This is a genomic window from Thalassospira indica, assembly GCF_003403095.1.
Taxonomy (GTDB): domain Bacteria; phylum Pseudomonadota; class Alphaproteobacteria; order Rhodospirillales; family Thalassospiraceae; genus Thalassospira; species Thalassospira indica.
The window spans coordinates 1982190-2008257 of sequence record NZ_CP031555.1; the positions used below are offsets into that span (position 1 = coordinate 1982190).

26 protein-coding genes are annotated in these 26068 nt (G+C 55.5%); 18 read left to right on the plus strand and 8 right to left on the minus strand.

What is annotated here, in order from left to right; translation table 11 throughout:
• Nucleotides 1-90: 90 nt before the first annotated feature.
• The 5 genes from DY252_RS09355 (at nt 91) to DY252_RS09375 (ending at nt 4779) form a co-directional block, all read left to right on the plus strand.
• Complete coding sequence (locus tag DY252_RS09355) at nt 91-591, plus strand: ATP-dependent zinc protease family protein (protein ID WP_008891259.1); 501 nt, start codon at nt 91-93, stop codon at nt 589-591.
• Between the two features lie 132 nt (nt 592-723).
• Complete coding sequence (gene rimK, locus DY252_RS09360; protein WP_064780554.1) at nt 724-1629, plus strand: 30S ribosomal protein S6--L-glutamate ligase; 906 nt, start codon at nt 724-726, stop codon at nt 1627-1629.
• A gap of 17 nt (nt 1630-1646) precedes the next feature.
• Nucleotides 1647-2735, plus strand: coding sequence for a succinylglutamate desuccinylase/aspartoacylase family protein (locus DY252_RS09365; protein WP_082923579.1), 1089 nt, complete (start codon nt 1647-1649; stop codon nt 2733-2735).
• A gap of 103 nt (nt 2736-2838) precedes the next feature.
• Nucleotides 2839-4002, plus strand: coding sequence for a ribonuclease D (gene rnd, locus DY252_RS09370; RefSeq protein WP_064790050.1), 1164 nt, complete (start codon nt 2839-2841; stop codon nt 4000-4002).
• A gap of 144 nt (nt 4003-4146) precedes the next feature.
• Nucleotides 4147-4779, plus strand: a complete 633-nt coding sequence (locus tag DY252_RS09375) for a hypothetical protein (RefSeq protein ID WP_064790051.1) — start codon at nt 4147-4149, stop codon at nt 4777-4779.
• Between the two features lie 86 nt (nt 4780-4865).
• Here the strand turns inward: DY252_RS09375 and DY252_RS09380 are convergent, their stop codons facing one another.
• Nucleotides 4866-5444, minus strand: coding sequence for a TetR/AcrR family transcriptional regulator (locus DY252_RS09380; protein ID WP_064790052.1), 579 nt, complete (start codon nt 5442-5444; stop codon nt 4866-4868).
• Nucleotides 5445-5620: 176 nt separating this feature from the next.
• On the opposite strand from DY252_RS09380, the gene DY252_RS09385 reads away from it, so the two are divergent.
• Together DY252_RS09385 and DY252_RS09390 are read left to right on the plus strand one after the other, a co-directional pair.
• Nucleotides 5621-6169, plus strand: a complete 549-nt coding sequence (locus DY252_RS09385; protein WP_064790053.1) for a carboxymuconolactone decarboxylase family protein — start codon at nt 5621-5623, stop codon at nt 6167-6169.
• A gap of 95 nt (nt 6170-6264) precedes the next feature.
• The gene (locus DY252_RS09390; RefSeq protein WP_064790205.1) at nt 6265-6729 is read left to right on the plus strand and encodes a nuclear transport factor 2 family protein; all 465 of its coding nucleotides are present in this window, start codon (nt 6265-6267) and stop codon (nt 6727-6729) included.
• Between the two features lie 334 nt (nt 6730-7063).
• Here the strand turns inward: DY252_RS09390 and DY252_RS09395 are convergent, their stop codons facing one another.
• Complete coding sequence (locus DY252_RS09395; RefSeq protein ID WP_064790054.1) at nt 7064-7930, minus strand: SDR family oxidoreductase; 867 nt, start codon at nt 7928-7930, stop codon at nt 7064-7066.
• Nucleotides 7931-8030: 100 nt separating this feature from the next.
• Here DY252_RS09395 and DY252_RS09400 point away from each other — a divergent pair, with 100 nt between their 5' ends.
• Nucleotides 8031-8945 carry a LysR family transcriptional regulator gene (locus DY252_RS09400; RefSeq protein WP_064790055.1) on the plus strand — a complete coding sequence of 305 codons (915 nt, stop codon included), beginning with the start codon at nt 8031-8033 and terminating at the stop codon, nt 8943-8945.
• A gap of 23 nt (nt 8946-8968) precedes the next feature.
• Here DY252_RS09400 and DY252_RS09405 read toward each other — a convergent pair whose 3' ends face one another.
• The 4 genes from DY252_RS09405 to DY252_RS09420 all read right to left on the minus strand — a co-directional run bounded on the left by DY252_RS09405 (nt 8969) and on the right by DY252_RS09420 (nt 14034).
• Nucleotides 8969-9940, minus strand: a complete 972-nt coding sequence (locus DY252_RS09405; protein WP_064790056.1) for a DUF1835 domain-containing protein — start codon at nt 9938-9940, stop codon at nt 8969-8971.
• On the minus strand, nt 9940-10281 hold the full coding sequence (locus tag DY252_RS22465; protein WP_231959800.1) for a hypothetical protein: 342 nt from the start codon (nt 10279-10281) through the stop codon (nt 9940-9942). The genes DY252_RS09405 and DY252_RS22465 overlap by 1 nt, the downstream gene beginning before the upstream one ends.
• Nucleotides 10282-10378: 97 nt before the next feature.
• On the minus strand, nt 10379-11860 hold the full coding sequence (gene ppx, locus DY252_RS09415) for an exopolyphosphatase (protein WP_064790058.1): 1482 nt from the start codon (nt 11858-11860) through the stop codon (nt 10379-10381).
• 26 nt (nt 11861-11886) lie between these two features.
• The gene (locus tag DY252_RS09420; RefSeq protein WP_008891271.1) at nt 11887-14034 is read right to left on the minus strand and encodes an RNA degradosome polyphosphate kinase; all 2148 of its coding nucleotides are present in this window, start codon (nt 14032-14034) and stop codon (nt 11887-11889) included.
• 190 nt (nt 14035-14224) lie between these two features.
• Here DY252_RS09420 and DY252_RS09425 point away from each other — a divergent pair, with 190 nt between their 5' ends.
• Both DY252_RS09425 and aspS read left to right on the plus strand, forming a co-directional pair.
• Nucleotides 14225-14761, plus strand: a complete 537-nt coding sequence (locus tag DY252_RS09425) for a SixA phosphatase family protein (protein WP_064790207.1) — start codon at nt 14225-14227, stop codon at nt 14759-14761.
• Between the two features lie 242 nt (nt 14762-15003).
• Nucleotides 15004-16791 (plus strand): aspartate--tRNA ligase, encoded by a 1788-nt coding sequence (gene aspS / locus DY252_RS09430; protein ID WP_064790209.1) that lies wholly within the window; start codon nt 15004-15006, stop codon nt 16789-16791.
• 51 nt (nt 16792-16842) lie between these two features.
• On the opposite strand, the gene DY252_RS09435 is transcribed toward aspS, so the two are convergent.
• Nucleotides 16843-17388, minus strand: coding sequence for a hypothetical protein (locus tag DY252_RS09435; protein WP_064790059.1), 546 nt, complete (start codon nt 17386-17388; stop codon nt 16843-16845).
• A 220-nt stretch (nt 17389-17608) separates the two neighbouring features.
• On the opposite strand from DY252_RS09435, the gene DY252_RS09440 reads away from it, so the two are divergent.
• Nucleotides 17609-18550, plus strand: coding sequence for an SPOR domain-containing protein (locus DY252_RS09440; protein WP_231959801.1), 942 nt, complete (start codon nt 17609-17611; stop codon nt 18548-18550).
• Nucleotides 18550-19404 (plus strand): EipB family protein, encoded by an 855-nt coding sequence (locus tag DY252_RS09445; RefSeq protein WP_008891275.1) that lies wholly within the window; start codon nt 18550-18552, stop codon nt 19402-19404. The genes DY252_RS09440 and DY252_RS09445 overlap by 1 nt, the downstream gene beginning before the upstream one ends.
• Nucleotides 19405-19481: 77 nt before the next feature.
• Here the strand turns inward: DY252_RS09445 and DY252_RS09450 are convergent, their stop codons facing one another.
• Nucleotides 19482-19799 (minus strand): ArsR/SmtB family transcription factor, encoded by a 318-nt coding sequence (locus tag DY252_RS09450; protein ID WP_008891276.1) that lies wholly within the window; start codon nt 19797-19799, stop codon nt 19482-19484.
• A 133-nt stretch (nt 19800-19932) separates the two neighbouring features.
• Here DY252_RS09450 and DY252_RS09455 point away from each other — a divergent pair, with 133 nt between their 5' ends.
• From DY252_RS09455 to dxs, 6 genes are all read left to right on the plus strand, one after another.
• Nucleotides 19933-20181, plus strand: a complete 249-nt coding sequence (locus tag DY252_RS09455; RefSeq protein ID WP_129542707.1) for a hypothetical protein — start codon at nt 19933-19935, stop codon at nt 20179-20181.
• A gap of 306 nt (nt 20182-20487) precedes the next feature.
• Complete coding sequence (locus tag DY252_RS09460) at nt 20488-21420, plus strand: histone deacetylase family protein (protein WP_064790060.1); 933 nt, start codon at nt 20488-20490, stop codon at nt 21418-21420.
• Between the two features lie 139 nt (nt 21421-21559).
• Nucleotides 21560-21823 carry an exodeoxyribonuclease VII small subunit gene (locus DY252_RS09465; protein WP_008891279.1) on the plus strand — a complete coding sequence of 88 codons (264 nt, stop codon included), beginning with the start codon at nt 21560-21562 and terminating at the stop codon, nt 21821-21823.
• A 43-nt stretch (nt 21824-21866) separates the two neighbouring features.
• Nucleotides 21867-22748 (plus strand): polyprenyl synthetase family protein, encoded by an 882-nt coding sequence (locus DY252_RS09470; RefSeq protein ID WP_064790061.1) that lies wholly within the window; start codon nt 21867-21869, stop codon nt 22746-22748.
• Between the two features lie 25 nt (nt 22749-22773).
• Nucleotides 22774-23742, plus strand: coding sequence for an alpha/beta hydrolase family protein (locus DY252_RS09475; protein WP_064790062.1), 969 nt, complete (start codon nt 22774-22776; stop codon nt 23740-23742).
• Nucleotides 23743-24107: 365 nt separating this feature from the next.
• Nucleotides 24108-26027, plus strand: a complete 1920-nt coding sequence (gene dxs / locus DY252_RS09480; protein WP_064790063.1) for a 1-deoxy-D-xylulose-5-phosphate synthase — start codon at nt 24108-24110, stop codon at nt 26025-26027.
• Nucleotides 26028-26068: the final 41 nt, after the last annotated feature.

Genomic DNA, 26068 nt, shown 5'->3' on the forward strand with positions numbered 1-26068 from the left:
CATTGAAACGAATTTCGTAAGCCGATCAGGTTGTTACAGGTTATCATCACCACCACCTAACAGATTGCATTCAATAACCGGAAGCTGCATGTGAGCCCGCAACGCGTAAAAGCAAAACCGTCGCTTAAGAGCCAGACCGATACCCTGATTTCCGATGGACATGTTTTGGGGTGGCGGGAATGGATCGGCCTTCCTGATCTTGGCGTGCCCTTGATCAAGGCCAAGGTTGATACCGGGGCCCGAACATCGTCGCTGCATGCGCTTAATCCAAAGAAGGTGGTGCGTGACGGGCAGGATTTTGTATCATTTACCCTGCCGCATTATCGCGGGGACGGGCATGGGCGGATCGATTGTCTGGCGCCGCTGATTGAAATGCGCGAGATTCGCTCTTCGAACGGAAATGCCGAAGAACGGTTTGTGATTGCCACCCATATCCAGGTTGGGCATCACAAATTGAAAGTTGAAGTATCGCTGGCAAACCGGTCAATCATGGGCTTTCCCATGCTTTTGGGCCGCACAGCGATGAAAGCAGGAAGATTTTTGGTGCTGCCATCGAAATCTTATCTTGCAGGGAAGCCGGAACAGAGATAGACGCGCAGAAGAACGACCCATTGCCGGAACAAGATCCCGACAGGGTCGTTTTACTTTCTGACAATTCCGCATTCGCCAGCCACCGGTATTATACCGGTCGCACTTCGTTTTGCCGACCTTGGGGGACATCTTATGAAAATCGCGATGCTTGCACGCAATCCAAACCTTTACTCCCACAAACGGTTGGTCGAGGCGGCCGAAGCACGCGGGCATGAGTTGGACATCATCAATACCCTGCGGGTGTCGATGAACATCACGTCGCTGAAACCGGAAATCTATTACGGCGGTGACAAGCTTACCGGTTATGACGCGGTGATCCCGCGTATCGGTGTGTCGGTGACCCAGTTCGGCCTGGCTGTTTTGCGCCAGTTTGAAATGATGGGCGTCTATCCGTTAAACGAGTCTGTTGCCATTGGCCGGTCGCGCGACAAGTTGCGTTCGCTGCAGATCCTGGCACGCCGTGGTATTGGCCTTCCTGTGACCGCCTTTGCCCATGACCCGAAAAAGACCGATGAAGTTCTGTCGATCGTGGGCGGTGCGCCGGTGGTGATCAAGCTTCTGGAAGGCACACAGGGCATCGGTGTGGTTCTGGGCGAAACCGAAAAGTCCGCCAAATCCGTGATCGAGGCGTTCCGTGGTGCCAATGTTGCGATCATGGTGCAGGAATTCATCAAGGAAGCTGGCAACAGCGATATCCGTTGCTTTGTGATTGGTGGCAAGGTGGTTGCCAGCATGGAACGCAAAGGGGCGGAGGGCGATTTCCGGTCCAACATCCATCGCGGTGGTTCGTCGCGTGCGATCCGCATCACGCCGCAGGAACGCTCAACCGCCGTTGAAGCCGCCAAGGCGATGGGGCTTAATGTTTGTGGTGTTGATATCCTGCGATCCAATCACGGGCCGGTGGTGATGGAGGTGAATTCGTCACCGGGACTGGAAGGCATTGAGAACGCGACGGGCAAGGACATTGCGGGCATGATCATTGAATTCATGGAAAAAGATTTCAAACCCGGTAAGGTGCGGACCAAAGGCAAGGGATAAGAACAAGGGATATCACAATGAGCGAAACCGGATCACCCAAGGGGAAAGGCAAAGCGCCCAGAACCCCCAAGAACCCTGATTTTGAAATCGCTGGGAAAAAGGTTGCTCCGGGTACGCGCCAGATTGTTGATATCCCGATCTCGCTTTTGTCCAACCACACGCCGGTCAATCTGACGGTCAATGTCGTGCATGGCAAACGACCGGGACCGGTGATCTTCGTCAGTGGCGCTGTCCATGGGGACGAGATTGTCGGGGTGGAGGTTATCCGCCGCGTTTTGAAATCAACCGCGTTGCGCGGCATGCGCGGAACGTTGCTGGCCGTGCCCGTGGTCAATGCGTTCGGGTTTCTGAACAACACCCGCTATCTTCCTGACCGGCGCGATTTGAACCGCTGCTTCCCGGGGCATTCGCGTGGATCTCTGGCCGCACAGCTGGCCCATTTGTTTTTGCATGAAATTGTCGAGAGATCCGATTTCGGTATCGACCTGCATTCAGCGGCGGTTCACAGGGTTAACCTGCCGCAGATCCGGGTCAATGAAGATGACCCGAATATCATGGAATATGCCGAGGCGTTTGGTGCGCCGATCATCCTGACCAGTCCGCTGCGTGACGGATCACTGCGCGAAGCCGCGCGCGAGCTTGGCGTGCCGATCCTGCTGTTTGAGGCGGGTGAGGGGCTTCGTTTTGATGAAATGTCGATCCGGGCCGGCGTGTCGGGCGTTTTGCGCGTGATGCGCAAACTGGGCATGACATCGCAACGCACCGTGCGCGAGCCACGCGTGCCGTCGTTCAAATCTTCCAACAGCCATTGGCTGCGCGCACCGGCGGGCGGCATTTTGCGGACCTTTAAACTGGCCGGGGAGTTTGTCCGGGCCGGGGACGTGGCCGCGGCGGTATCCGATCCGTTCGGGCAACGTGACGAAGAAGTCATCGTGCGCGAGGAAGGCTTGATCATCGGGCGGACCAACCACCCGATTGTCAATCAGGGGGACGCGCTGTTTCACATTGCGTCGATCAAGCGCCCGTCGGAAGTCCAGGAACGCATGGACGCCATCGAAACCCATCTGCAATCCGATCCGCTTCTGGATGAGGACGAGATTATCTAGTCGCGCTAGAGCGTTTCAGGGTGTTTCTGCCTGAATATGGCGAAGATCAGCCCTGCATCGAAGCCACTGGCGAATTGTGGCGGGCAATGCTATAGCAGTCGGCATGGAACCAATTACAACTACAGAAGAACTTCGCGATCTCTGTGAAAGATTGCGCAAGTTCGAATATGTCACTGTCGATACCGAATTCATGCGGGACTCGACCTATTGGCCGCAACTGTGTCTGGTGCAGCTGGCAAGTCCGGAGCCGTCCGATAACGGGGCTGCGGTCGATCCGCTGGCGGAGGGCATTGATCTTGCGCCGCTGTTCGAGCTGATGCAGGACGAGGCGGTGGTCAAGGTGTTTCACGCCGCCCGTCAGGATATCGAGATTTTCGTCCATCTGTCGGGCAAGGTCCCGCATCCGGTGTTTGATACCCAGGTGGCGGCGATGGTGCTGGGCTATGGCGATCAGGTCGGCTATGAGACGCTGGTCAACAAGGTGGCGCGCAAAAACATCGATAAGTCGATGCGCTTTACCGATTGGTCGCGCCGTCCGCTTTCGACCAAACAGATCAGTTACGCATTGTCGGATGTGACACACTTACGCGTGATCTATGAAGCGTTTCATGAGCGCCTTGAGGCCAATGGCCGTGCTGTCTGGCTGTTTGAGGAAATGGAACGCCTGACCGATCCGTCGATCTATTCGATTGAGCCGGCCGATGCTTGGAAGCGGCTTAAAACCCGGTCCAACAGCCCGAAATTCCTGGCCGTGACGCGCGCGCTTGGCGAATGGCGCGAGAATGAGGCGCAGCGCAAGAACCTGCCGCGCAACCGGGTTTTGCGCGATGATACCTTGCTTGATATCGCCGCCCGTCAGCCAATGACCGACAAGGACCTTGATAAAACGCGTGGCGTTGGCCGGAACTTTGGCAGCTCCAAACCGGGCCAGGCGATCATCGAGGCGATCAAGGCCGCACTTGATAGCCCGCAGGATCAGTGGCCGAAGCCAAAGGAACGCATCGAACTGCCAGCCGGGATCGGCCCGACGGTGGAGCTTCTGAAAGTTCTGCTTAAACTCTGTGCCGAGGAAAAGGGCGTTGCCCAGCGTCTGGTGGCCTCAAGCGACGATCTTCAGAACATCGCCGCCGACGATAACGCAGACGTTCCGGCCATGCGTGGCTGGCGGCGCGAGCTTTTCGGGCAATATGCGCTGCGCCTGAAACACGGGCAGCTTGGCCTTAAGCTTAAAGACGGCGAAGTGGTGTTTGTCGAGCTTGATAAATAGCCAAGAACACTGCCTTTGAAACTGACGAAAAAGAAACGGGCCTTCGGCCCGTTTTTCTTTGTTGTAAAACCCTGAAACTGATCTATTTAGGATGGTGCAGCAAGTTGATGGTGGAGCCGTTTCGACGCAGAGAAAGGCTCTAGCATGAGATTAATCGGGATTGTCGGGTTGCTTGGGGTGCTGGCATTGGGGGCATGCTCAAGTTCTGGGACAGATGATTACAAAAGGTTGTTGGAGAATCCGCCCAAAACCTATGAAACAGTTGCGGAGGCAGTCAAAAGCGAACCGAGCTTTTTTGTCGAGGCCGATGACTGGAAGACATTCGGGGTTCGCATTACCGATCCTGCACTTTCGCAGGGTGGCAGCCTGAATAACTTCAAGGTCGGTCGAACCACACTGGATGCCGATCAGAAATACTGGATCCATGTCAGTTCGCTTTGCTACGAATGCTTGGGCTTTCGCAAGAAAGTGATGCCGTTTAACGCTTACCTGTTTGACCCTGATTATGAACAGATCGAGACGATCAAAGGCGATATTCAGGGTATGGGCGGTGGTGGCGGGATCATTTTTGTCCCGACCAAAGCGGGGGACTACTATGTTTTGGTTGCCGCAGACAATTCCAGAATTGCAGAGAAATTTGCCGGTCAAATTGATTTGACGACTTCTGGTGTTAAGGGGCTTGAAGCCATGGATGGTGGTGGCCTAATGGGGTATCCGGTCTATCCGAGTCCGGAAGGCAGCATGATGTTAAACGTGCGCAAGCTCGTTGAAGAGTAATCCCTGCGCCAAAGGCGGGCTATGGCGATACATCAAACGGGGCCGTCTGGCCCCGTTTTTGTTTTCGAACCGGTTTGACCAAACGATCAGGCGGGCAGGGCCGCATCAAGCAATGCTGCTGCCATGGTTTTGGCAATTTGGGCCGATTCGGGCATGCCGCGTACCTGGGCTGTGACAATCGCCCCTTCCTTCAGCAGGGCGAGTTGTTCGGCAAGTTGTCTGGGATCGGACGCGCCCGCCTTTGTGCACAGATCGGCAATATGTTCGAGCACGCAGCGTTTGTGTTCGGCGGCGATCTGGTGGGCGGGGTGATCAAGTTTGGCGAACTCGCTTGAGGCATTGATAAACGCGCAGCCGGAAAATCCCATGCCCTTGAAGGCGCGGCCATGAAACCATTCTTCGAGCGCGTCAAACATAGCAAGCAACTGATCGCGCGGATTGGTTGATGCCTTTTGCATTTCAGCGGTCAGCCAGTCGCGGAACTGTTCATCGCGGCGCATAAGGGCGGCCAGGATCAGTTCATCCTTGGACTTGAAGTGTTTGTACATCGTCATTTTGGCGACGCCGGACTCGGCCAGAATCTTGTCGATTCCGGTGGCGTTGAAGCCCTGTGTATAGAAAAGACGCAGGGCCGTATCGACGAGAACGTCGCGTTTAGACTTCAATTTTCTTACTCCAATAGTCAGACCGGTCTGTATTCTTGTGGCGGGAAAACCGCAGAATTGCAAGCGTTTCAGATACAAGAATGATCATTCCAAAAATATATTTGACAAATAGACAGACTGGTCTGTATATATGTTTTCAACGCTGATCAACCCGAACTTGTTTTAGGAGAGTTTCAATGACCCGTATTTCCCTGCCTGCTTCGATCGATGCTGCACCGGAAGCGTCCCAGCCGCTTCTTGAAGGTGTGAACAAGATGCTTGGTTCGGTTCCGAACCTGTTTCGTCTGACGGCAAACAGCCCGGCCGCCCTTGAAGGGTATCTTGGTTTGAATGGGGGGCTTGCCAAAGGGGCGCTTGATCCGCAGACCCGCGAACGCATTGCCCTTGCGGTCGCACAGTTGAATGGCTGTGACTATTGCCTGTCGGCGCATACCTATCTGGGCAAGAACATTGCCAAACTTGACGATGCCGAGATCGCGGCAAACCGCAATGGGACTTCGAGCGATCAGAAGGCCGATGCGGCTGTACGCTTTGCCGTGGCTTTGGTTAAAAACCGTGGCCAGGTGTCTGAGGCCGACGTCAGTGCCGCCAAACTTGCCGGTTATGGCGAGGCCGAACTGGTGGAGATTGTCGCCCATGTCGCGCTCAATACTCTGACCAATTACCTCAACGAAGCCTTTGATACCCCGATTGATTTCCCGGTGGTTAACGCCTCCGCAGCGTAACAACCGGCAACTCCCCCGGTCGGCATTCCCCCCTCCGCATGTTGCTGCGCGCCGACCGGGGTCCCTTTATCGACCAAACACCAAAGGATCAGATGATGTCACGGCCACCTCTTCCGCCTTTTAACGTCGAAACCGCCAAACAGAAGGTCCGTATGGCCGAGGATGGCTGGAACGGCCGCGATCCCGAAAAGGTGTCGCTGGCCTATACGCCAGACAGCCGTTGGCGGAACCGTGCCGAGATTTTCGAGGGCCGGGAAAACATCGTTCAATTCCTGACCCGCAAATGGGCCAAGGAGCTGGAGTACCGTTTGATCAAGGAACTCTGGGCGTTTCACGAAAACCGCATCGCGGTGCGTTTTGCCTATGAGTATCGCGATGATGGCGGCAACTGGTTTCGGGCCTATGGCAACGAAAACTGGGAATTTGATGAAGACGGCCTGATGCGCCATCGCGTGGCATCGATCAATGACAAGCCGATTTCGGCTGAAGACCGGCTGTTCCATTGGCCACTTGGCCGCCGTCCGGATGATCATCCGGGGCTGTCAGACCTGGGGCTTTAGTCCCGATAACCCCGCCATGTTCCGGTTCCCTGAGGGGAAAGGAAAGTTCGGCGGAAACGCGTTCTACTTGGGGCCTTACCCCAGGCAGGCAAGATGGTACGTCCCCGGTGCTGTCTTGCCTGTCCCCCCGCCCCCCCGCAAAGGAGCCTGAACATGATTATCAAATATATCGCTTTTTCGATTACCTCGACCGCCGTGCTTTTTGTTTCTTCTCTGCTGACCTTTACCCCCTGAAGGTCAGGGACCGTTTGGTCCGTTTCTGATGCCTCCCTGAAAACTTGCCGGGCCCCTTTCGGGGCCCGTTTTTTTAGTGTCTGGAGAGGGGACGGTTCGCTTAGCTTGCCAGTGCGGATTTGATGAATGCTTCAACCGATTGCGGTTTGCGACCCACCACGGTTTCGAAATCATTGCTGACAGTTTCGTAGTCGCCTTTTTTCGCACCGACATAAAGACCCGAAAGGGCCTCAACCAGATGGTCGGGCAGGCCGAGGTTTTTGAGGATGCCGGTATGGACCTCTGCTGGTAGGTCAACGAACTTCACCGGCTTGCCGGTGGCGTCCGCGATATAGCCTGCGATTTCGGCGTGGGTAACGCCCTTGGTGCCGGTCAAATCATAGATCTTGTTGATGTGATCGGACGGGTTGGCAAGCACGACCGCGGCGGCCTCTGCCAGGTCATTGCGCGGGATATAGGTGATTTTGCCATCCCCGGCCGGTGCGCCGTAATCGCCGGTTTCAAGCGCATGCGGCACGCCGGCCAGCAGAAGATCGGCATAGAAGCTGTTGCGCAAAATGGTGAAGGCGAGGCCGGATTGGCGGATGTAATTTTCGGTATCAAGGTGAATGGCCGAATAGGTGAAATCGGCATCCGCCTTGGGATCGACAATGCCGGTATAGACGATGTGTTTGACGCCTGCGGCCTTGGCGGCATCAACGGCCGTTCTGTGCTGTTTGATACGGGTGGCGTTGTCGTCCTCGGCCGAGATGATCAGCGCGGTGTCGATCCCCGCAAAGGCCTTGGTCATCAGGGCAAGGTCATTAAAATCGCCCTTGCGGACATCAATGCCCTTGGCGGCGAGCTCTGCGGCCTTTTCCGGGGTACGCACACTTACGGCAATGTCGCTTGCCGGGATGCGATCCAGCAGATGTTTGACAACAAGGCTTCCGAGTTGGCCGGTCGCACCGGTGATGAGGATGGTCATGTCAGTTTCTCCGTTAAGGGGCAGGCATTGCCTGTTCATAAGGGGAATCTGACCGAAATAACGCATATGATCAATTCGATGGGTATGATAATATATATGCATGAAAATCGATGAATTGGATCTTGATTATCGCCTGCTTCGGCTGTTCCTGACGATTTATGACGAGGGATCGGTAACAGCCGCTGCACATCGCCTTGATGTCGGGCAGCCAACCGTCAGTCACGGGCTGGAACGGTTGCGCCAGATTATTGGTGATCCGCTGTTTGTGCGATCGGGCCGCTCAGTTGCGCCAACGGCGCATGCCGATGAAATCGCGCCACAGGTGCGCGTGTTGTTGCAGGGGATGCGCGGTCTGACCCGCGTGGTGGCGTTTGATCCCAGTAACCCGGATCATGGTGCGCGCTTTGTGATTGGTGCCAATGATTACGAGGTAGCGGTGATTTTGCCGGCCCTGATGAAGCGGCTGCAAAATAGTGCGGCGGATGTGCGGCTTCAGGTCGTATCGGTGCCCGGGGTAGACCGCATGGTCAAATGGCTGCGCGACGGCACGATTGATCATGCGATCACGATCGATTCATCTGGCAAACATGGCGATATCGCCCGCCAGGGCCTGTTTCGCGAACGGATGCGGTGCTTTTATGATCCGGCATTTCACGATACACCGCCCGATACGCTGGACCGGTATTGTGCGGCCAGTCATGCGCGCGTGATGATCGGGGCCAATGACAGTTCGGAAATTGATGACATCCTGCGTGGCCTTGGTCGATCCCGCCGTACAGTATTACAGGTGCCGACCTTTGCCAGTGTTGCCAACCTGATCCGCGGCACCGATATCATCGCCACCCTGCCATCGCGCCTGTCAGGCTCCATGATGCAAGGGTTTGGCCAGTTCGACCTGCCGCTCGCGTTCCGCGAATATGGCTTTGCCCAATACTGGCACGTCCGCAACGCCGCCAATGCGGCGCATAAGTGGCTGAGAGCCGAGATTTTCCGGGCGTCGCGCGGGTTGGGGTAGCAGCAGGCGACAAAGCACGTCTGTTACGCCACGGCCGACGGCGTGATCTGGATGCCGCCGACCCACCGTGTGCCGGTGAAGTTATCAAGGAAATTCAGCTTGCCAGCCAGGGTTTCTTCGCCTGTTTCGGTTAGGGTGATGGTGCGTTCTGCCCAATAGGTGTTCTCATCGGCGGGCGAGAGTCTGAAGAGCGGGTCTTGGCAGTCCATCATCCACTGGATTTCTGACCAGAACATCAGATCGCCGAGATAGGGGAGCGGGTCATAGCTTCGCATCAGGTGGCCGAAGACCTTGCCGATGGGGAGCGCGCCTTGGTCCTTGATGATTTGCAGGGTGAGTTTTTGGGTCAGGCTTAAACCAGTTTGCGGATCAGGCAGTTCGGCGAGGTGGCGTTTGACGGCCTCTGGCATGTGGGGCAGGGGCGCGTTGCCGGTTTCCGCAAGTGTTTTAAGGTCGTTTGGGGTATCTTTGCGGACGGCCTTCCAGACTTTGCTGCCAAATGTCAGCATGTCGCTGTTAAGCGGCTGGCGTTGAGTGTTCCAGCACCAGATCAGACCATCGGTGGAGAGTTGACCAAGGCCGATGAAGCGGTCGATGGCTTCGGACGGGGGCGCGTGATTGACGGAGATGACGTCGATGTTGGTTTCGGGCTGGATGGTGGCGATGGCATCCATCAGGAAGGCCAGGATCAGCTGATCGTAGCTGTCATGTTCGAACCAGAGCACGACATGGTCATACTGCCCAAGGCGACCCAGCGCATCATATTCGCGCCTGAGACGTTCAAGTGCCGCCTCACCGGGCAGGTCGTAAGCACCGGCAATAAAGGCCGCACGGGTTTCGATGAAGGCATCGCGCGGCAGATCGGGCACCGGGCCCTGACAAAACGGATCGGAGAATTCCAGAAAATCGCCGATGAAGCCTGCGTGTTTGAGGCCATCGCGGATATCGGATCCGCAACGGACATGCAGCGTGGCCTGGGTGTCGAGCGGTTTCATTATTCGCCTGGGATCGGGGCGCCCGTGCTCGCCCGAAGGGCACTCAGCAATGAGAGCATGTTGTCGGGCACATCGGATGCGGCGATTTTGGCATTGGCCGGATCGTCGTCCGGATTGGCAAACAAGGGCGCAATATCGCCAAGTCGGGCAGACCGCAGTGCAATCAGAAGGTCAATCAGTGATTTCTCATCATCGCGGGCGGCAGCGCGAAGCTTTTCAATGTCTTCGTCGGTATCTGGCAGAACGGTTATTTCCTGACAAAGCGTTTGAAAGGACATGTGTGCCAGTGCGCCCACGATGTCACGCGCGGTATGATCGGATGGCTGTTTGGTGTCGGTCATGACACGGCACTCCTGATCAGAAAAGAGATCGATGATCGTGCCGGTTTTGGTGTGGGGCGTCAATAAAATGCGCGGTCTGATTGTGCGCGTCTGAACCCTATTCGGCGAGCCGGACAACACTTTCGCGGTTCATCAGCTTGGCCAGTTTCGACAGGCGCTGTTCAACGACTTCGCCGTACAGGGCCGATGCCTGCTTTTCGAATTGCAGGATCAGTTTGCCTTCTTCGAGCAGCAACTGCGTTTGCGGCAGGATGCCTTCGACCCCGCCAGAAAGCGTATGACCCAAGCGAATGACATGGCCAAACAAACGGCCCGTCAGGCGATCCTCGTCGCTGAGGATGCGGTCGCTGGCCTCATCGCCCTTGAAATTGCCGGTATAGCGCGAGCCGATGGTGTAGGCCAGAAACACCCGGTCGTGGTGGTTGAGGTCGATATAGGGGTGGCGCAGAATGCGGTTATAGCTTTGTTCTGCGCGGTAATCGGGATGTTCGTTCCAGCCGATATCCCCGATGATGCAGGCCGCCAAACGCAGCCGTTCGATATTGACCGGCAGTTCGGAGAAGATCGGCGCACACCACTGGGCGACTTCTTCGCCGTGCTGGTGGAACCGTTCGCCGTCTTCGGCAAAGCTAAAGCAGGCTTCAAGCACCGGATCGCGTTGACGCAGATCTTCGGGCAGGACTTCATACATCCAGCCTTCGCGAAGCCCGTGGCCGGAAAAGACAACTTCCTTTGGCTGCATGCGGGTCATCAGCATATTCATGACAAGCGATGCATGCGGCAGGCTGTCGATACGGCGTTTGGAAACACCGCCGATCTTTTCAAGCGAGACCCGGCTTTGCTGGGAAATGATGTGGGTCAGTTCGGCCATTTCCGATTGCGGCATGGCAAGATTATGCACCACCGAAATCGGATAGTTTTCCTGGGCAATGAACAGTTTGGCAATTGATCGCCAGGAGCCGCCAACCGCATAAAGCTGTTGGCCTTTGCCCTCTGCCAGCCAATCGACTGTATCCAGGTGCTGATTGATTTCAGCCGTCAGACGGGCCCGGTCAGAGCCAAAGACCGTATGCAGGCGCATGGCGCCCAAGGGCAGGCTGACACGTTTTTTGATCTCGCCCTGATCCAGTAAAACCAGTTCGAGCGATCCGCCGCCGATATCACCCATGATGCCCGATGCCATCGGATCACCCGATATGATGCCAAGGGCCGACAGGCGGGCTTCTTCAAGTCCGTCAATCACCTTGACCGTAAGACCGGTTTCCGATGCCACGCGATCACAGAATTCCTTGCCGTCGCTGGCAGCCCGCACAGCAGCGGTGGCCAGCACATCGACATGGGTGACCTTCATCGCACGCAACAGTTTCGCAAAGCGGTGCATGGCGACCACGGCAAGCTCCACCCCCTCGGGATTGAGGCGACCGGTGTTTTCCGGGTCACGGCCAAGGCCGCACATGACCTTTTCATTGAAGATCGGCATCGGTGCGCGGGTCATGCCATCAAAAATGACAAGCCGCACAGAGTTGGAGCCAACATCTATGATCGCGATGCGGTTGGAAGCCCGTTGGTCAGTCAGCATAAGATGTTGGCACCTGTTGGTCGTCTTTAGTCGTCAAGCTGTAGCACGGGAACATTCGGGTCGGCTTGATCCAGCGCACTTCCGCGGCCCGAAAGTGACGGGTTGGTCATGAAATACTTGTGCGACGAGAATGCATTTTCACCTGCCTCGCAGCGTTCATAGGAGCCGTCCGGCTGCAGATGCCATGCCTGTGCTGTGTCTTTCAGGTTGGCAATCATGATCTGTTCAACAATCTGTTGCTGACAGGTCGGATTTTCAACCGGAACCAGGGTTTCAACACGGCGGTTCAGGTTACGCGGCATCCAGTCGGCAGATGAAATAAACGCCTTGGCCTTGCGCGACGGGAGTTTTGCCCCGTTGGCAAAGACAACAATGCGCGAATGTTCAAGGAACCGGCCGACAATCGATTTGACGCGGATATTTTCCGACAGGCCCGGCACCCCCGGACGCAGGCAGCAAATGCCGCGCACGATCAATTCGATATGAACGCCAACCTGACTTGCGCGATAAAGCGCATCAATCACCACCGGATCGACCAGACTGTTCATCTTGGCCCAGATGCCAGATGGCTTGCCGGCCTTGCAGTTCTCGATCTCCTGATCGATGTGAGTGAGCAGGGTCGGGCGCAGGGTATGCGGTGCAATCGCGATTTTTTCAAGCGAGCGCGGGGTGGCATAGCCGGTCATGAAATTAAAGATGCTGGCCGCATCACGCCCGAGTGCCGGATCGCACGAGAAGAACGAGATGTCGGTATAGAACTTGGCGGTGATCGGGTGATAGTTGCCGGTCCCGAAGTGGGTATAGGTCTTAAGGCCGTGGGTTTCACGGCGGACCACCAGCGACACCTTGGCGTGCGTTTTCCAATCAAGGAAACCATAGACCACCTGACAGCCCGCACGTTCAAGGTCAGCCGCCCAGCGCAGGTTGGCTTCTTCGTCAAAGCGGGCTTTCAGTTCGACCATGGCGGTGACGGATTTGCCAGCCTCGGCCGCGGCGATCAGCGCCTTGACGATCGGGCTGTTTTCCGATGTGCGATAAAGTGTCTGTTTGATGGTGACCACATCCGGATCACGGGCGGCTTGCAACAGGAACTGAACCACCACGTCGAAATCTTCGAACGGGTGATGAACCACCAGATCCTTTTTGCTGATCGCGGCAAAGCAATCGCCGCCAAAGTCACGCACCCGTTCCGGATAACGTGCGGCATAGGGCGAAAACAGCAAGTCATGATGCAGATCAGAATCGATCAGCTGTTTGACATCAACAACGCCGAGCAGGCCATCGACCTTGACGACTTCTTCCAGTGCGACATCAAGTTCATCGATGACGAAATCAAGCAGGTCTTCGGGCATCGCCGCATTGACCTTTAGGCGGATGATGCTGCCGCGACGGCGACGTTTCAGTGCGGTTTTGAAAACGCGCACCAGATCTTCGGCTTCTTCTTCGATTTCAACGTCCGAGTCCCGAATGACGCGGAAGAAACCGTGTTCGATCATATCAAAGCCCGGGAACAGCTTGCCGAGATAGAGCAAGATCGCCTGTTCGACTGGAAGATAACGTTCATTGCGGCCCGGCAGGCGCAGGAAACGGCCGATTTTTTGCGGTACCGGAATAAGCCCGCGCATATTATGCCCGTCAGCCGGATCAAACAGCTGCATGACGATGGCAAAGCCAAGGTTCGGGATGAACGGGAAGGGGTGCGACGGATCAATGGCAAGCGGGGTCAGCGTCGGGAAGATTTCGCGCGTGAAATAACCATCCAGCCATTTGCGGTCGGTCTGGGTCAGGTCGCCCTGATCAATGACGGAGATGCCCTGTTTTTCCATCTCGCTGCTGAGCTGGCGCCAGACGCGTTGTTGATCCTGCATCAACTGGTTGGCATCAAAGGTAATGGCGCGCAGCTGTTCGGACGGGCTCATGCCATCCTGACTGACCTTGGTCATGCCAGCGCGGACCTGACCGACGAGACCGGCGACGCGCACCATATAGAATTCATCAAGGTTGCTGGCCGAAATCGACAGGAAACGCAGTCTTTCAAGCAGCGGGTGGCCGGTATTCTGGGCCTCTTCAAGAACGCGATTGTTGAATGCCAGCCACGATAATTCGCGGTTAATGAAGCGGCTTTCCGAATCAATGGTGATCGCGCTTGACTGAACTGCAGCGGCGTGTGTCACGCTATGCCTCCTGCGGATTGAGGGAACGTCCTTGAACTTATGCGACAGTTCCCGGTTGCAAATGGAGTATAGGATAACTGCTTGGGTGGGTGCAATTTTCTTAAATTTATGTGTCAGTTTTTCTGATGGCATCAAAGCCTTCGATATGGCATGCAGGTACACCGTTGATCATCATTCGCGAAACGAAGATATGAAGACGTTGCTGCTGCTTCGGCATGCCAAATCAAGCTGGGCGGATCCGGGTCGAGCCGACCATGACCGCGAACTGAACCGTCGTGGTGAAAAGGCAGCCCCTTTTATGGGGCGCTATCTGCGTCAGCATGAACTGGTGCCGGACCTGATCTGGTGTTCGACGGCGGCGCGCGCGGTGCAGACCCTTGGCCTGTTGGGGCGGGATTTCGCAACCGATGCCGACGTGATCTATAACGAAGACCTGTATATGGCGAGCGAACGGGTGTTGCTTGAAAGCCTGCATCACACCCATGAAGACGCCAAGCATGTGATGTTCATCGGTCATAATCCGGGGATCGAGATTTTTGCCCAGTCGCTGTATGGCGGTGGCAGTATTGAGGCGCGCGAGATCATGGCGCGCAAATATCCGACCTGCGGGCTTGCGCATTTCGAGTTCGATGTTGATCACTGGGGTGAAATCACACCGGGCAGCGGACGGCTGATCGACTTTATCAAGGTCAAGGATCTTCAGGCGGTCAAGATTAGTGCCGAATGATTTGATGATCTGCGTTGACTGATCTGCATTACTGGCACTTGACGAAGGCGGCCTGTCCGCGTTTTATACCGCTGAAATTTTGAGATGCCGTGCCAATCGGGCGGGGAAACATCACACGTAAGCGCTGTGGGTCGCACCGTGGCGCACATGTTGTGGTGCGTTTTTTGTTTGACAGCGCGGGTCTGGCATGCACCTTTGCGGCCAAATTTGCGGCCCAAAATATAAAGCAACCTGGAATGACAATGCATCCTTTTCGCTCTCATAACTGTAATGCGCTGCGCGCGACTGACGCCGATGCGGAAGTTCGCCTGTCTGGCTGGATTCACCGTAAACGTGACCACGGCAACCTTCTGTTCGTTGACCTGCGCGACCATTACGGCATCACCCAGGTCGTGATCGATATTTCGAGCCCGCTGTTCGAGACGCTTGATAAAGCGCGCGCCGAAAGCGTGATCACGGTCGATGGCAAGGTTGTCAAACGTACGGCCGAAACCATCAACCCCAACTTGCCGACCGGCGAGATCGAAGTTTATGCATCGAACATCGAAGTTCAGTCTTCGGCCGAAGTTCTGCCGATGCCGGTGTTTGGCGATGTCGAGTACGGCGAAGAGGTTCGCCTGCGTCACCGTTATCTCGATCTGCGTCGCGAGAGCGTGCACAAGAACATCGTTCTGCGTTCGCAGGTGATTTCGGCCATGCGTCAGAAAATGACCGCGCAGGGCTTCCTTGAAATCCAGACGCCGATCCTGACCGCAAGTTCGCCGGAAGGTGCACGTGACTTCCTGGTGCCGTCGCGTATGCATCCGGGCAAGTTTTATGCCCTGCCGCAGGCGCCCCAGCAGTTCAAGCAGCTGTTGATGGTTTCGGGCTTTGACAAATATTTCCAGATTGCACCGTGCTTCCGCGATGAAGACGCACGTGCCGACCGTTCGCCGGGTGAGTTTTACCAGCTCGACTTCGAGATGGCCTTTGCCACCCAGGACGACGTGTTTGCCGCAATCGAGCCGGTTCTGCATGACATCTTTGTCGAGTTCGGCGGTGGTCGTGATGTGACCCCGTATCCGTTCCCGCGCATTCCGTTCGATGAATCGATGGCGAAATACGGATCCGACAAGCCGGACCTGCGTAACCCGCTGATCATCTCGGATGTCACCGAGCCATTCCGCGGGTCGAGCTTTGGTATCTTTGCATCGAACATCGAAAAAGGTTCGGTTGTTCGTGCGATCCCGGCAACCGGTGCCGCATCGCGCCCGCGCAGCTTCTTTGACAAGCTCAACAACTGGGCCCGTGATGAAGGTGCGGCTGGTCTTGGCTACATCGTTTACGGCGAAGACGGCGAAGCAAAAGGCCCGATTGCCAAGAACCTTGATGCCGATCGTATCGCACAGATCAAGGAAATCACCGGCGTTGCCAATGGCGATGCGGTATTCTTTGCCTGTGACAAGGAACTGGCCGCTGCCAAGTTTGCCGGTAAGGTCCGTGACAAGGTTTGTGACGAGCTGGAACTGCGCGAAGAGGGCATGTTCAAGTTCTGCTGGATTGTTGACTTCCCGATGTATGAGGAAGACGACGACGGCAAGATCGAATTCAGCCACAACCCGTTCTCGATGCCCCAAGGTGGTCTGGACGCGTTGGAAAACATGAACCCGCTTGATATCAAGGCGTGGCAGTATGACATCGTTTGTAACGGTATCGAGCTGTCATCGGGTGCCATTCGTAACCATCGCCCGGACATCATGTACAAGGCGTTTGAGATCGCCGGTTATGGCAAGGACGTTGTCGATGACCGCTTTGGTGGCATGATCAACGCGTTCAAATTCGGCGCCCCGCCGCACGGTGGTTCGGCCCCGGGTGTTGACCGTATCGTCATGCTTCTGGCCGATGAGCCGAACATTCGTGAAGTCATTGCCTTCCCGCTGAACCAGCAGGCACAGGATCTGATGATGAATGCGCCGGCAGAGGTCGATGACAGGCAGCTTAAAGAATTGCACCTGCGTGTGCAGTTGCCGCCGAAAGCGAAAAAAGACTGATCTAAAAAACACTACTCAAAGTCGTAAATAGGGTACCTTGTGAAAGGCACCCTATTTTTTTAGATTTCTACAATTGTAGAGTACGACTGCGCGTTCCTTTGCATCGGCTTCAGACGCCCCAAAGTATGAGAATGTTGCGCTACAGCTAATCTCATTAAAAAATTCTTCTGTTATTGTTTGACCGGATGTAATTGTTTCAAATCTTGCGCCCAATCCAACGCTAGCATACTGTCCTCGGCTGGAGAAACCTGTACTATATACGCCGAGGAAAATGCCTGGGAGAATTTCCTTAGTCTCTCCAGGTGGTAAAATTACTTCTCCGCTTAGCTTTCTTCTAAATTCCAGAGATTCTTGGGTCTTTTTTTTATCTGCAATCAATTCGGCAATCGTTTGGCTGAGATTTTGATTCTCTGTCTGCAGAGAGTTTATCTCACCCATTGCCTTTGCTTGATTTAGTAAGGCTTCTTTGTAAAGGCCTTCCGCAGTTTCGAGTTCTTTCTGGGTAACGTAGTTTCCGGCACCAAAACCGATACCAACTGCTGTAAACATAGCCCCGGCAAGCCAAAGCAAAGATTTAAACTGCTCAATTGCTTTCATTTATCTACCTAAGAATGTGTTTTGAAGTATCTTTCCTATTTCAATCCATGTTCTTTTTATGTTTCTGCACTGTCAATCAAAGACTCATTAATTGAGATGGTGCTATGGTGGCAGAGATCATCGTAACTTCAGCTGAAAACGGTTTGGTTACCTAATATTAACGGGCTTTGGGCCACTGTAGCGGAGGAAAAGAAACTTCGATCCTTCGGGGGATGGCCTGTTGAGAAAAATTCTTGTGGTGGCGGCACCTTTGGCGCTTGGCGCGTGCGGGGGGCCGATTGAGTTGACGGTGGCAAAGCTTGCCGGTGATTTGATCAGCTATGTGTCGACCGGCAAAAGCACAACCGACCATGCGGTTTCTTTCGTTGCCGAGCGCGATTGTGCGCTGCATCGCCCGCTTCTGGAACAGACCATCTGCAAGGACGACGAAACCATCCTGGCCGAAGAGGCCGCAGCCCTTGCCGTAATGGGCGAGCCTGAGATTAAACAGGAACTGCGCGTTGCCCGCCCGGAAATCTATGCGGTGAATGCCCCGGCAGAGGATTGGTCACGCCCGAGTGCGACGGCGCTTAAATCCAACGCGATTGTCACCACCAACCTGCCGCCACTGACCCCGAAAAAGACGACTGATGATGCGGTTGATGCGGTTGAGGTTGCCTCTGCACGTGATCAGATCGAAGTCGAAGACGTTGCCGTTGATCGCAGTGACCTTGGCCCGATCGACCCGCAGGTCGAGGCGGATGCCGCCGTTGCGGGCTATGTCAGTGACGAACCGGTAACCGAAATTGCCACGCCGAAGGAAACCGTCACCGCTGCATTGGTCGATCCGGCTGTTATGGGTGACGGGGATGATGTGATGGTCAAACCGGTGGATGCAGCACTTGACGGGGACGCGCTTGCAGGCGATGACCTTGCCGCGCCGCTGCCCGGTGATTATGTGGTATTGGCAAGCTTTGCAGATGAAGCGCGTGCCAACAGGGCGCTGGGCCTTTATAAGGAATACCAGCCGCGCCTTTTGAATGCCGAAGTGAAGGGCAAGCCGTATCTTCGTGTTGCGGTCGGGCCGCTTTCGGCAGAACACGCACATGATTTGCGCCTTCTTGCTGCCAAAAAGGGGGTTAAAGATCCTTGGATTGTCGGAGTTGGCGCCACCGGAGAGTGATGTTGTCTGGATTTTTTTCAGAGATTAAGCAACGTCAGCGTTCCCTTAAAGGAACGCTGATCTTTTGTTTGGGTCTTGGTGGCTGTGCCGCGCAGGCTGGTAATGTGACGGGCATCGAAGATGCCATCGTGCCGCATGTGGCGGAATATCACTTCAAGCTGAGCCATGCCGAACAGGGCAGCTCGATTGTTGATGCGTCCGGTGTGCTTGGCTATCGCTTTGAGAAGATGTGCGATGGCTGGGTCACGGAGATGCAGCAGATCATGATCCTTCAGGGCAGCGAAGGCACGCCGATCAATTCGGCCTATTCCATGACCCAGTGGGAAGATTTCGACGGGACGGAATATCGTTTCCGCATGCGTGATTATCTTGATGGCACCAAGGTTGACGAGATCGTCGGCAAGGCGGTCCGCAAGGATGACATGGTCAAGGTCAGTTACGAAATCCCGGTCGAGGTCGAGGAAGAGCTTCCGGCCGATGCCATGTTCCCGACCCAGCATTCGCTGGTGTTGCTGAAACGTGCGAAAGACGGCGTGCGGTTTGCCAATGATCTGGTGTTTGATGGCAGCGGCGATACCCCGACCAACCGGGTGGCAGTGGTGATTTCAGGCAGCAAGGATGCCGATAACACCGCCAACGATCCCGATGCGATTGCGCGCGGTGCGTTTCATCGCATGAACCTGGCATTTTATCCGATCGGGGCTGCGGAAAATGGCCCGTCAACCGAGATGGCGGTTGATTTTGGCGATAACGGTGTCGCGCATGGTATGCGTTTTGACTATGGCGAGTTTGAAGTGCTGGGCACGCTTGACAAGGTCACCAAGCTGCCGCTGCCGGAATGCGGATCGCAGTAAGATAGATTTTAAAATCCAGACGTAAAAAAGCCTGCCCAAAAAAGGCAGGCTTTTTTAGTGGGGAGTGCCCGGGTGTTTTACGCAGCAGCAGAATTGCGTGAGGCGTTGCAATAAAGCCCGTAGAGGGTCTCGATCACGCGCAGAGCATCGTTACCATTCAGCGAATAGTAGATGGTCTGTGCTTCGCGACGAGTCTGGACGAGCTTGTCACGACGCAGGCGTGCAAGATGCTGCGAAAGAGCGGACTGGCTTAGCCCGACAATACGTTCGAGTTCGCCAACCGACTTTTCGCCTTCGTTGAGTTGGCAAAGGATAAGCAGTCTGCTCTGATTGCTCATGGCCTTTAACAGGGTGCTCGCCTGTTCGGCCTTTTCTTCTAGGTTGTTAAGTTCCATTTGGCTTCCTTATGAGCCTGACCGCAAGCGGCCATTGTCCCAATGAAAATTCGACAAATCACCAGACGGAGCCATCGGGTGGCTTCTGATCCGACTGGCGCGAAGTCACTGCGGTAATAATACCTAAAGGATAGTGACTTCTGCCACCAACAAATTACAGGAATTCATCGGTAAACTTATTCTCAAGTATATTACAAATCTGTCAAGAGAGTGTTTACTCGTATCTGTCCTGCTGCTGATGGTGTTTGTGCCGGAATCCGGCCTGTCGAACTTCCTTCCATGCACCAGATTTTTCTCTGGCGATCGCGAATTTGATCCCTTGGACGGTGTGCGGGCGAATGAAACCTTTGCACCGATTCCGACAGGACCTGTTTTTATTTGATTATGTTCCCGTTTGCTCGGTTTGAAACATAATCGATACCAGCATATACAAACCCGAGAAAACGGCAAAACTGTGAAAGTATTAGTAGCAGACGTGACACGCGCCAGATGATGCGAAGATCGAAGGCCAAAGAGCTTGCCTTATCGTTCGGTGATGTGCTGATTTAGAACAAAGAGAAGCATCCCGTTTTGCGCTAGAACAAGCAAAGCAGGATAAAAATACGGACGCGGTCAACGCGATCCTGTGACCCGGGCCTGGTCCCGGCGCCACACCATAGCGGACCATTCAGGAAGGCGACCCAGAAAAATGGCGACTTTGTTCGTGACCCATCACGATTGTATTGAACATGATACCGGCCCGGGACACCCGGAATGTGCCGATCGTCTGCGCGTGATCCAGCGCGTTTTCGAGGCCGAGGAATTCATGTTTCTTCACCGCGAAGAGGCGCCGCTGGGCGATATCGACCTGATCAAGAAAGTGCATGACCCGGCCTATGTCGACAAGGTGATGGCAAGCATCCCCGACCACGGCATCGAGCCGCTTGATGGCGATACCTATGTGTCGCCGGGGTCGGGCAGGGCGGCATTGCGATCGGTCGGCGGGGCCTGTGTCGCGGTTGATGCGGTGATGGAGGGGCATGAAAAGAATGCCTTTGTCGCCACCCGGCCGCCGGGACATCACGCCGAATATGATCGGGCGATGGGGTTTTGCCTGTTTAACAATGCGGCCATTGCGGCCCACCATGCGCGCAACAAATTCGGCATCAAGCGGGTGGCGGTGATGGATTTCGATGTTCATCACGGCAATGGCACGCAGGACCTGTTTTATAACGACGCGGATCTGTTTTATTGCTCCACCCACCAATGGCCGCTTTATCCCGGCACCGGGGCCGAAAGCGAACGCGGATGTGCGAACAATATTCTGAATGTCGGTATGGTTGCCGGGTCGGGCACTGCCGAAGTACAGGAAGCGTTCAATTCGACAGTGTTGCCCGGTATTGCCGCGTTCAAGCCGGAACTTCTGATCATTTCGGCGGGCTTTGACGGGCACAAGAATGATCCGCTGGCGGGGCTTTGCTATGTGGCGGATGATTTTGTCTGGATGACCAAGCAGTTGATGGATCTTGCCGACGAGCAGTGTGGTGGACGTGTGGTATCCTTGCTTGAAGGCGGCTATGATTTGCCGTCGCTTGCAACCAGTGCCGTGCAACATGTCCGGACACTGATGGGTGCCCATTAAGGGCAGTCCAAGATCACCGAAATATCACCGGGGTGTTGCCCGACAAAAGCGTTTCAGTCAGACGAAATTGCGTTCTGTTCGGTTGCCCTGATCGCGACTTGCGCGTAAACTCCGCGCCGATCTAAGAAATGGAGTTTACATGTCCGAGGCTACTGCATCTCCCGCACTTCCTGAAGATATCGCGAAACTGAGTTTCGAAGAGGCGCTTGGGCAGCTTGAAACCCTTGTACGTCAGCTTGAACAGGGGCAGGTCGGGCTTGATGACGCCATTGCGTCCTATGAACGCGGTGCGGCGCTGAAACGCCATTGCGCGGACAAACTGCGCGCGGCTGAAGAGCGCATCGAAAAAATCACCCTGAATGCGGATGGCCGCCCGTCGGCAACCCCAACTGAAATTGAATAGGGCGATTGCCCCTTAACTTTCGGAGACCGTCGTGAGTTACGACATGATTGCCGAACTGAGTGCGGCGTCTGCTGATCTGGGCGAGACGCTTGACGGGATCCTGCCCCGCGCCAATGGCCAGATCGAACAGCGCCTGTATCAGGCGATGCGCTATTCGACGCTGGGCGATGGCAAACGCTTGCGCCCGTTTCTGGTGCTAAGCTCTGCCGGCTTGTTCAAGGTTTCACGTCGCTCCGCCCTTCGGGTTGCTGCGGCGGTCGAGATGGTACACAGCTATTCGCTGATCCATGATGATCTGCCGGCGATGGATGATGACGATCTGCGTCGCGGCAAGCCCAGCTGCCACAAGCAGTTTGACGAGGCGACGGCGATTTTGGCCGGTGATGCGTTGCTGACCCAGGCGTTTGAAGTGCTGGCCGACGAAGACACCCATCCTGATCCGCGTGTTTGCACCGATCTTGTCCGCGCCCTTGCCCGTGCGGCGGGGCCATATGGCATGGTCGGGGGGCAGATGATCGATCTGGCCGGCGAAGGGCAGAGTTTTGATCAGGCACAGGTGACACACCTGCATTTGCTGAAAACCGGGCGGATGTTTGCCTTTGCCTGCGAAGCCGGTGCGATCCTTGGCAAGGCGCCGAAAAGCATTCGTTTGGCGCTTCGATCCTATGCCCATGACATGGGGCTGGCGTTTCAGATCAAGGACGACATCCTGGATGTCGAAGCCAGCAGTGAAGAGCTTGGCAAGACGGCTGGCAAGGACGCCGATCAGGAAAAATCAACCTTCGTCAAATTGCTTGGCCTTGATCAAGCCCGCGAACAGGCCAGAATGCTGTGTGATCAGGCGATCAATCACCTGAACTGCTTTGACGACGAGGCCGAACCACTGCGTGCGGTGGCGCGTTTTGTGGTGGAGCGTGGTCGTTAAGCGGCTGCGGTCATAGATCATCGCCATGACCGATCATTCCCCATATAGAGCCGGTTTTCGCGATCGGCTGTTTGACAAGGACCCGTTTACGCTGGCGATCTGGTATCCGGCGACGGCGCCGGAAAGTTCGGTGCGGCATATGGGGGTGGCATCGCGTGCGGCACGCAATGCCGGTTTTGCCGGTGATGGCCCGTTTCCCATCGTTTTGTTTTCGCATGGATCGGAAGGGCATCGGTTCAATCAGTTCTGGTTGGCGGAATATCTTGCAAGGCGGGGCTATATCGTGGCTGCCCCGCAGCATCATGGCGATAATTACCTTGATGCGTCTGAGGCGCGGCAATTGGCGATTATCGAGCGCCGCCCGCAGGAAATGCGTCTGGCCCTTGATTTGTTGTTGGCCCATGACGAGATCGGGCCGCAGATTGACCAAGATAAAATCTTTGCCCTTGGGCATTCGGCCGGTGGGGCGACGGTGCTTAAGCTGGCCGGGTGGGATTTTGATGCCCGGGCCTGGCAGGATTATTGTGAAATCAATGCCGAGAATGATCGGGTGATTTGCCAGCACGCGCCAAGCGATGATCACATTGATCGGCTGCATAACGTGTATGGCGGGCCGGTGATATCCGAACGCGATGACCGGATTGCTGCCATCATCGCGATTACGCCTGCCTTCGGGGTTGCGGCAACAGATGAAGGCCTTGGCGATATCGATATCCCGATGCTGTTTATCGAGGCCGATACGGATGAAATTCTGCATGACCATGTTAACGCCGCGCACTTCCGCAAGCTGTTGCGCGGGCGGGCAAAGTTTGTGAAGGTCAAGGGGGCCGGGCATTATTCATTCTTGCCGAAATGCACCCCATATATTGCAGAGAATTTTGGCTATTTATGCCGCGATTTTGGTCAGGATCGCGACACCATTCACCGCACTGTCGAGCAAGTGATCCACCGTTTCCTCGATAAGGTAAAAACCGGTGAAATTCAGGGTCGCTAATTCGGTCGAACCTCGCTATTTTACGCAGCTTGCAACATGGCGCCATAACAGTCACCCTGTTGCAGGGGCAGGACTCATTAATTTGATTTGAATGGCAGACGTTATATTTGTGAAATCCAAGGAAAGGCCCGCCGGGCGGGCTGGTATCCCGGCCAAGGGGTTTGACGCAGGAGTTTGCAAATATAACGTCTGTCCTTCGGATTAACCTGATTTGCACGGACTACTTTGTCGCAAAGCCTTGAAAGATGAATATCTTCCGTCGGCTTTGCTCCGCGTATCCGCACAAATCAGGTGAACCATTCAAACCAAATTAATGGGTCCTGACCCTAACCAACGCCATATAAAAAATTGAAATCGAGATCGGAATGAGCACGACCTCCAAGACCCCGCTGCTGGATACCATCAACACCCCCGAAGAGCTGCGCAAGTTGCAGCCTGCCCAGATGAAGCAGGTCGCAGACGAGTTGCGCGCCGAGGTGATTGATGCGGTATCGGTGACCGGCGGGCATCTGGGTGCAGGGCTTGGTGTGGTCGAGCTGACGGTTGCGATCCATTACCTGTTTGATACGCCCTATGATCGTTTGATCTGGGATGTTGGTCATCAGTGCTATCCGCATAAAATCCTGACCGGGCGGCGTGATCGTATCCGCACCATTCGTCAGGGTGGCGGTTTGTCCGGTTTCACCAAACGATCCGAATCCGAATATGATCCGTTCGGGGCGGGACATAGCTCCACCTCGATCTCGGCCGGTCTTGGTATGGCGGTCGCCAACCAGCTTTCCAATGACAAACGCAAGAACGTCATTGCCGTGATCGGTGATGGATCGATGAGTGCGGGCATGGCCTATGAGGCGATGAACAATGCCGCCGCCACCGATCAGCGCTTGATTGTCATCCTGAATGATAACGACATGTCGATTGCCCCGCCGGTGGGATCAATGTCGGGTTATTTGTCGCGCCTGATTTCAGGCAAGGGCTATCAGGGGCTGCGCAATGCGGCCAAGGGCCTGACCAAGCATCTGCCGCGCCAGATCGAAGAAGCTGCGCGCAAGCTTGAAGAATATACCCGTGGCATGGTCACGGGCGGCACCCTGTTTGAGGAAATGGGCTTTTTCTATGTCGGGCCGATTGATGGTCACAATATGGATCATCTGTTGCCGGTTTTGAAAAACGTGCGCGATGCCGATGTCGATGGCCCGATCCTGATCCATGCCGTCACGCAAAAAGGCAAGGGTTATGGCCCGGCGGAAAATGCCGCCGACAAATACCATGGCGTTGCCAAGTTTGACGTCGTCACCGGCAAACAGGCCAAGCCGACCCCGAATGCGCCAAGCTACACCAAGGTGTATGGCGAAACGCTGGTGAAGCTGGCCGAGAAGGACGAGAAAGTTACCGCGATCACCGCCGCGATGCCGTCTGGCACCGGGGTTAATATCTTTGCCGATCATTTCCCCGATCGTGCCTTTGACGTCGGGATTGCCGAACAGCATGCCGTGACCTTTGCCGCCGGGATGGCGTGCGAAGGGTACAAGCCGTTCTGCACGCTGTATTCGACCTTCCTGCAGCGTGGTTATGATCAGGTCGTGCATGATGTCGCGATCCAGAACCTGCCGGTGCGTTTCGCCATGGACCGCGCCGGACTGGTCGGGGCCGATGGCGCGACCCATGCGGGCGCCTATGACATTGCCTATCTTGGCTGTTTGCCGAACTTCGTTTTGATGGCGGCCGCCGATGAGGCAGAGCTTGTCCATATGACCACAACCGCCTGGGCGATTGATGATCGACCAAGCGCGTTCCGTTATCCGCGCGGCGAAGGTGTTGGCGTTGAAATGCCGGCCGAGGGCAAAGTCCTTGAAATCGGCAAGGGTCGTATCCTGCGCGAGGGGGGCAAGATTGCCATCCTGTCTTATGGCACGCGACTGGCTGAGGCGCTTATTGCCGCCGAAGATCTTGCTGCACGGGGTTTGCCTGCCACGGTTGCCGATGCGCGCTTTGCCAAGCCGCTTGATCATGAACTGATTGCCGACCTGGCGCGCAACCACGAAGTCCTGATCACCATTGAAGAAGGGTCGATCAACGGCTTTGGCGCGATGGTTCTGCAACATATGGCAGGGCACGGATTGCTTGATAACGGGCTTAAAATCCGCACCATGGCACTTCCAGATGCGCTGATTGATCATGACAAACCGGAAATCCAGTACGAGAAGGCCGGGCTTGATGCCAAGGCCATCGTCAAGACCGCCCTTGGCGCGCTTGGCATGAGCGAAAGCAAGGCGCGCGCCTGATCAGGTCAAAGATTTCGAAATGAACAAAAGGCCGGTTGTCG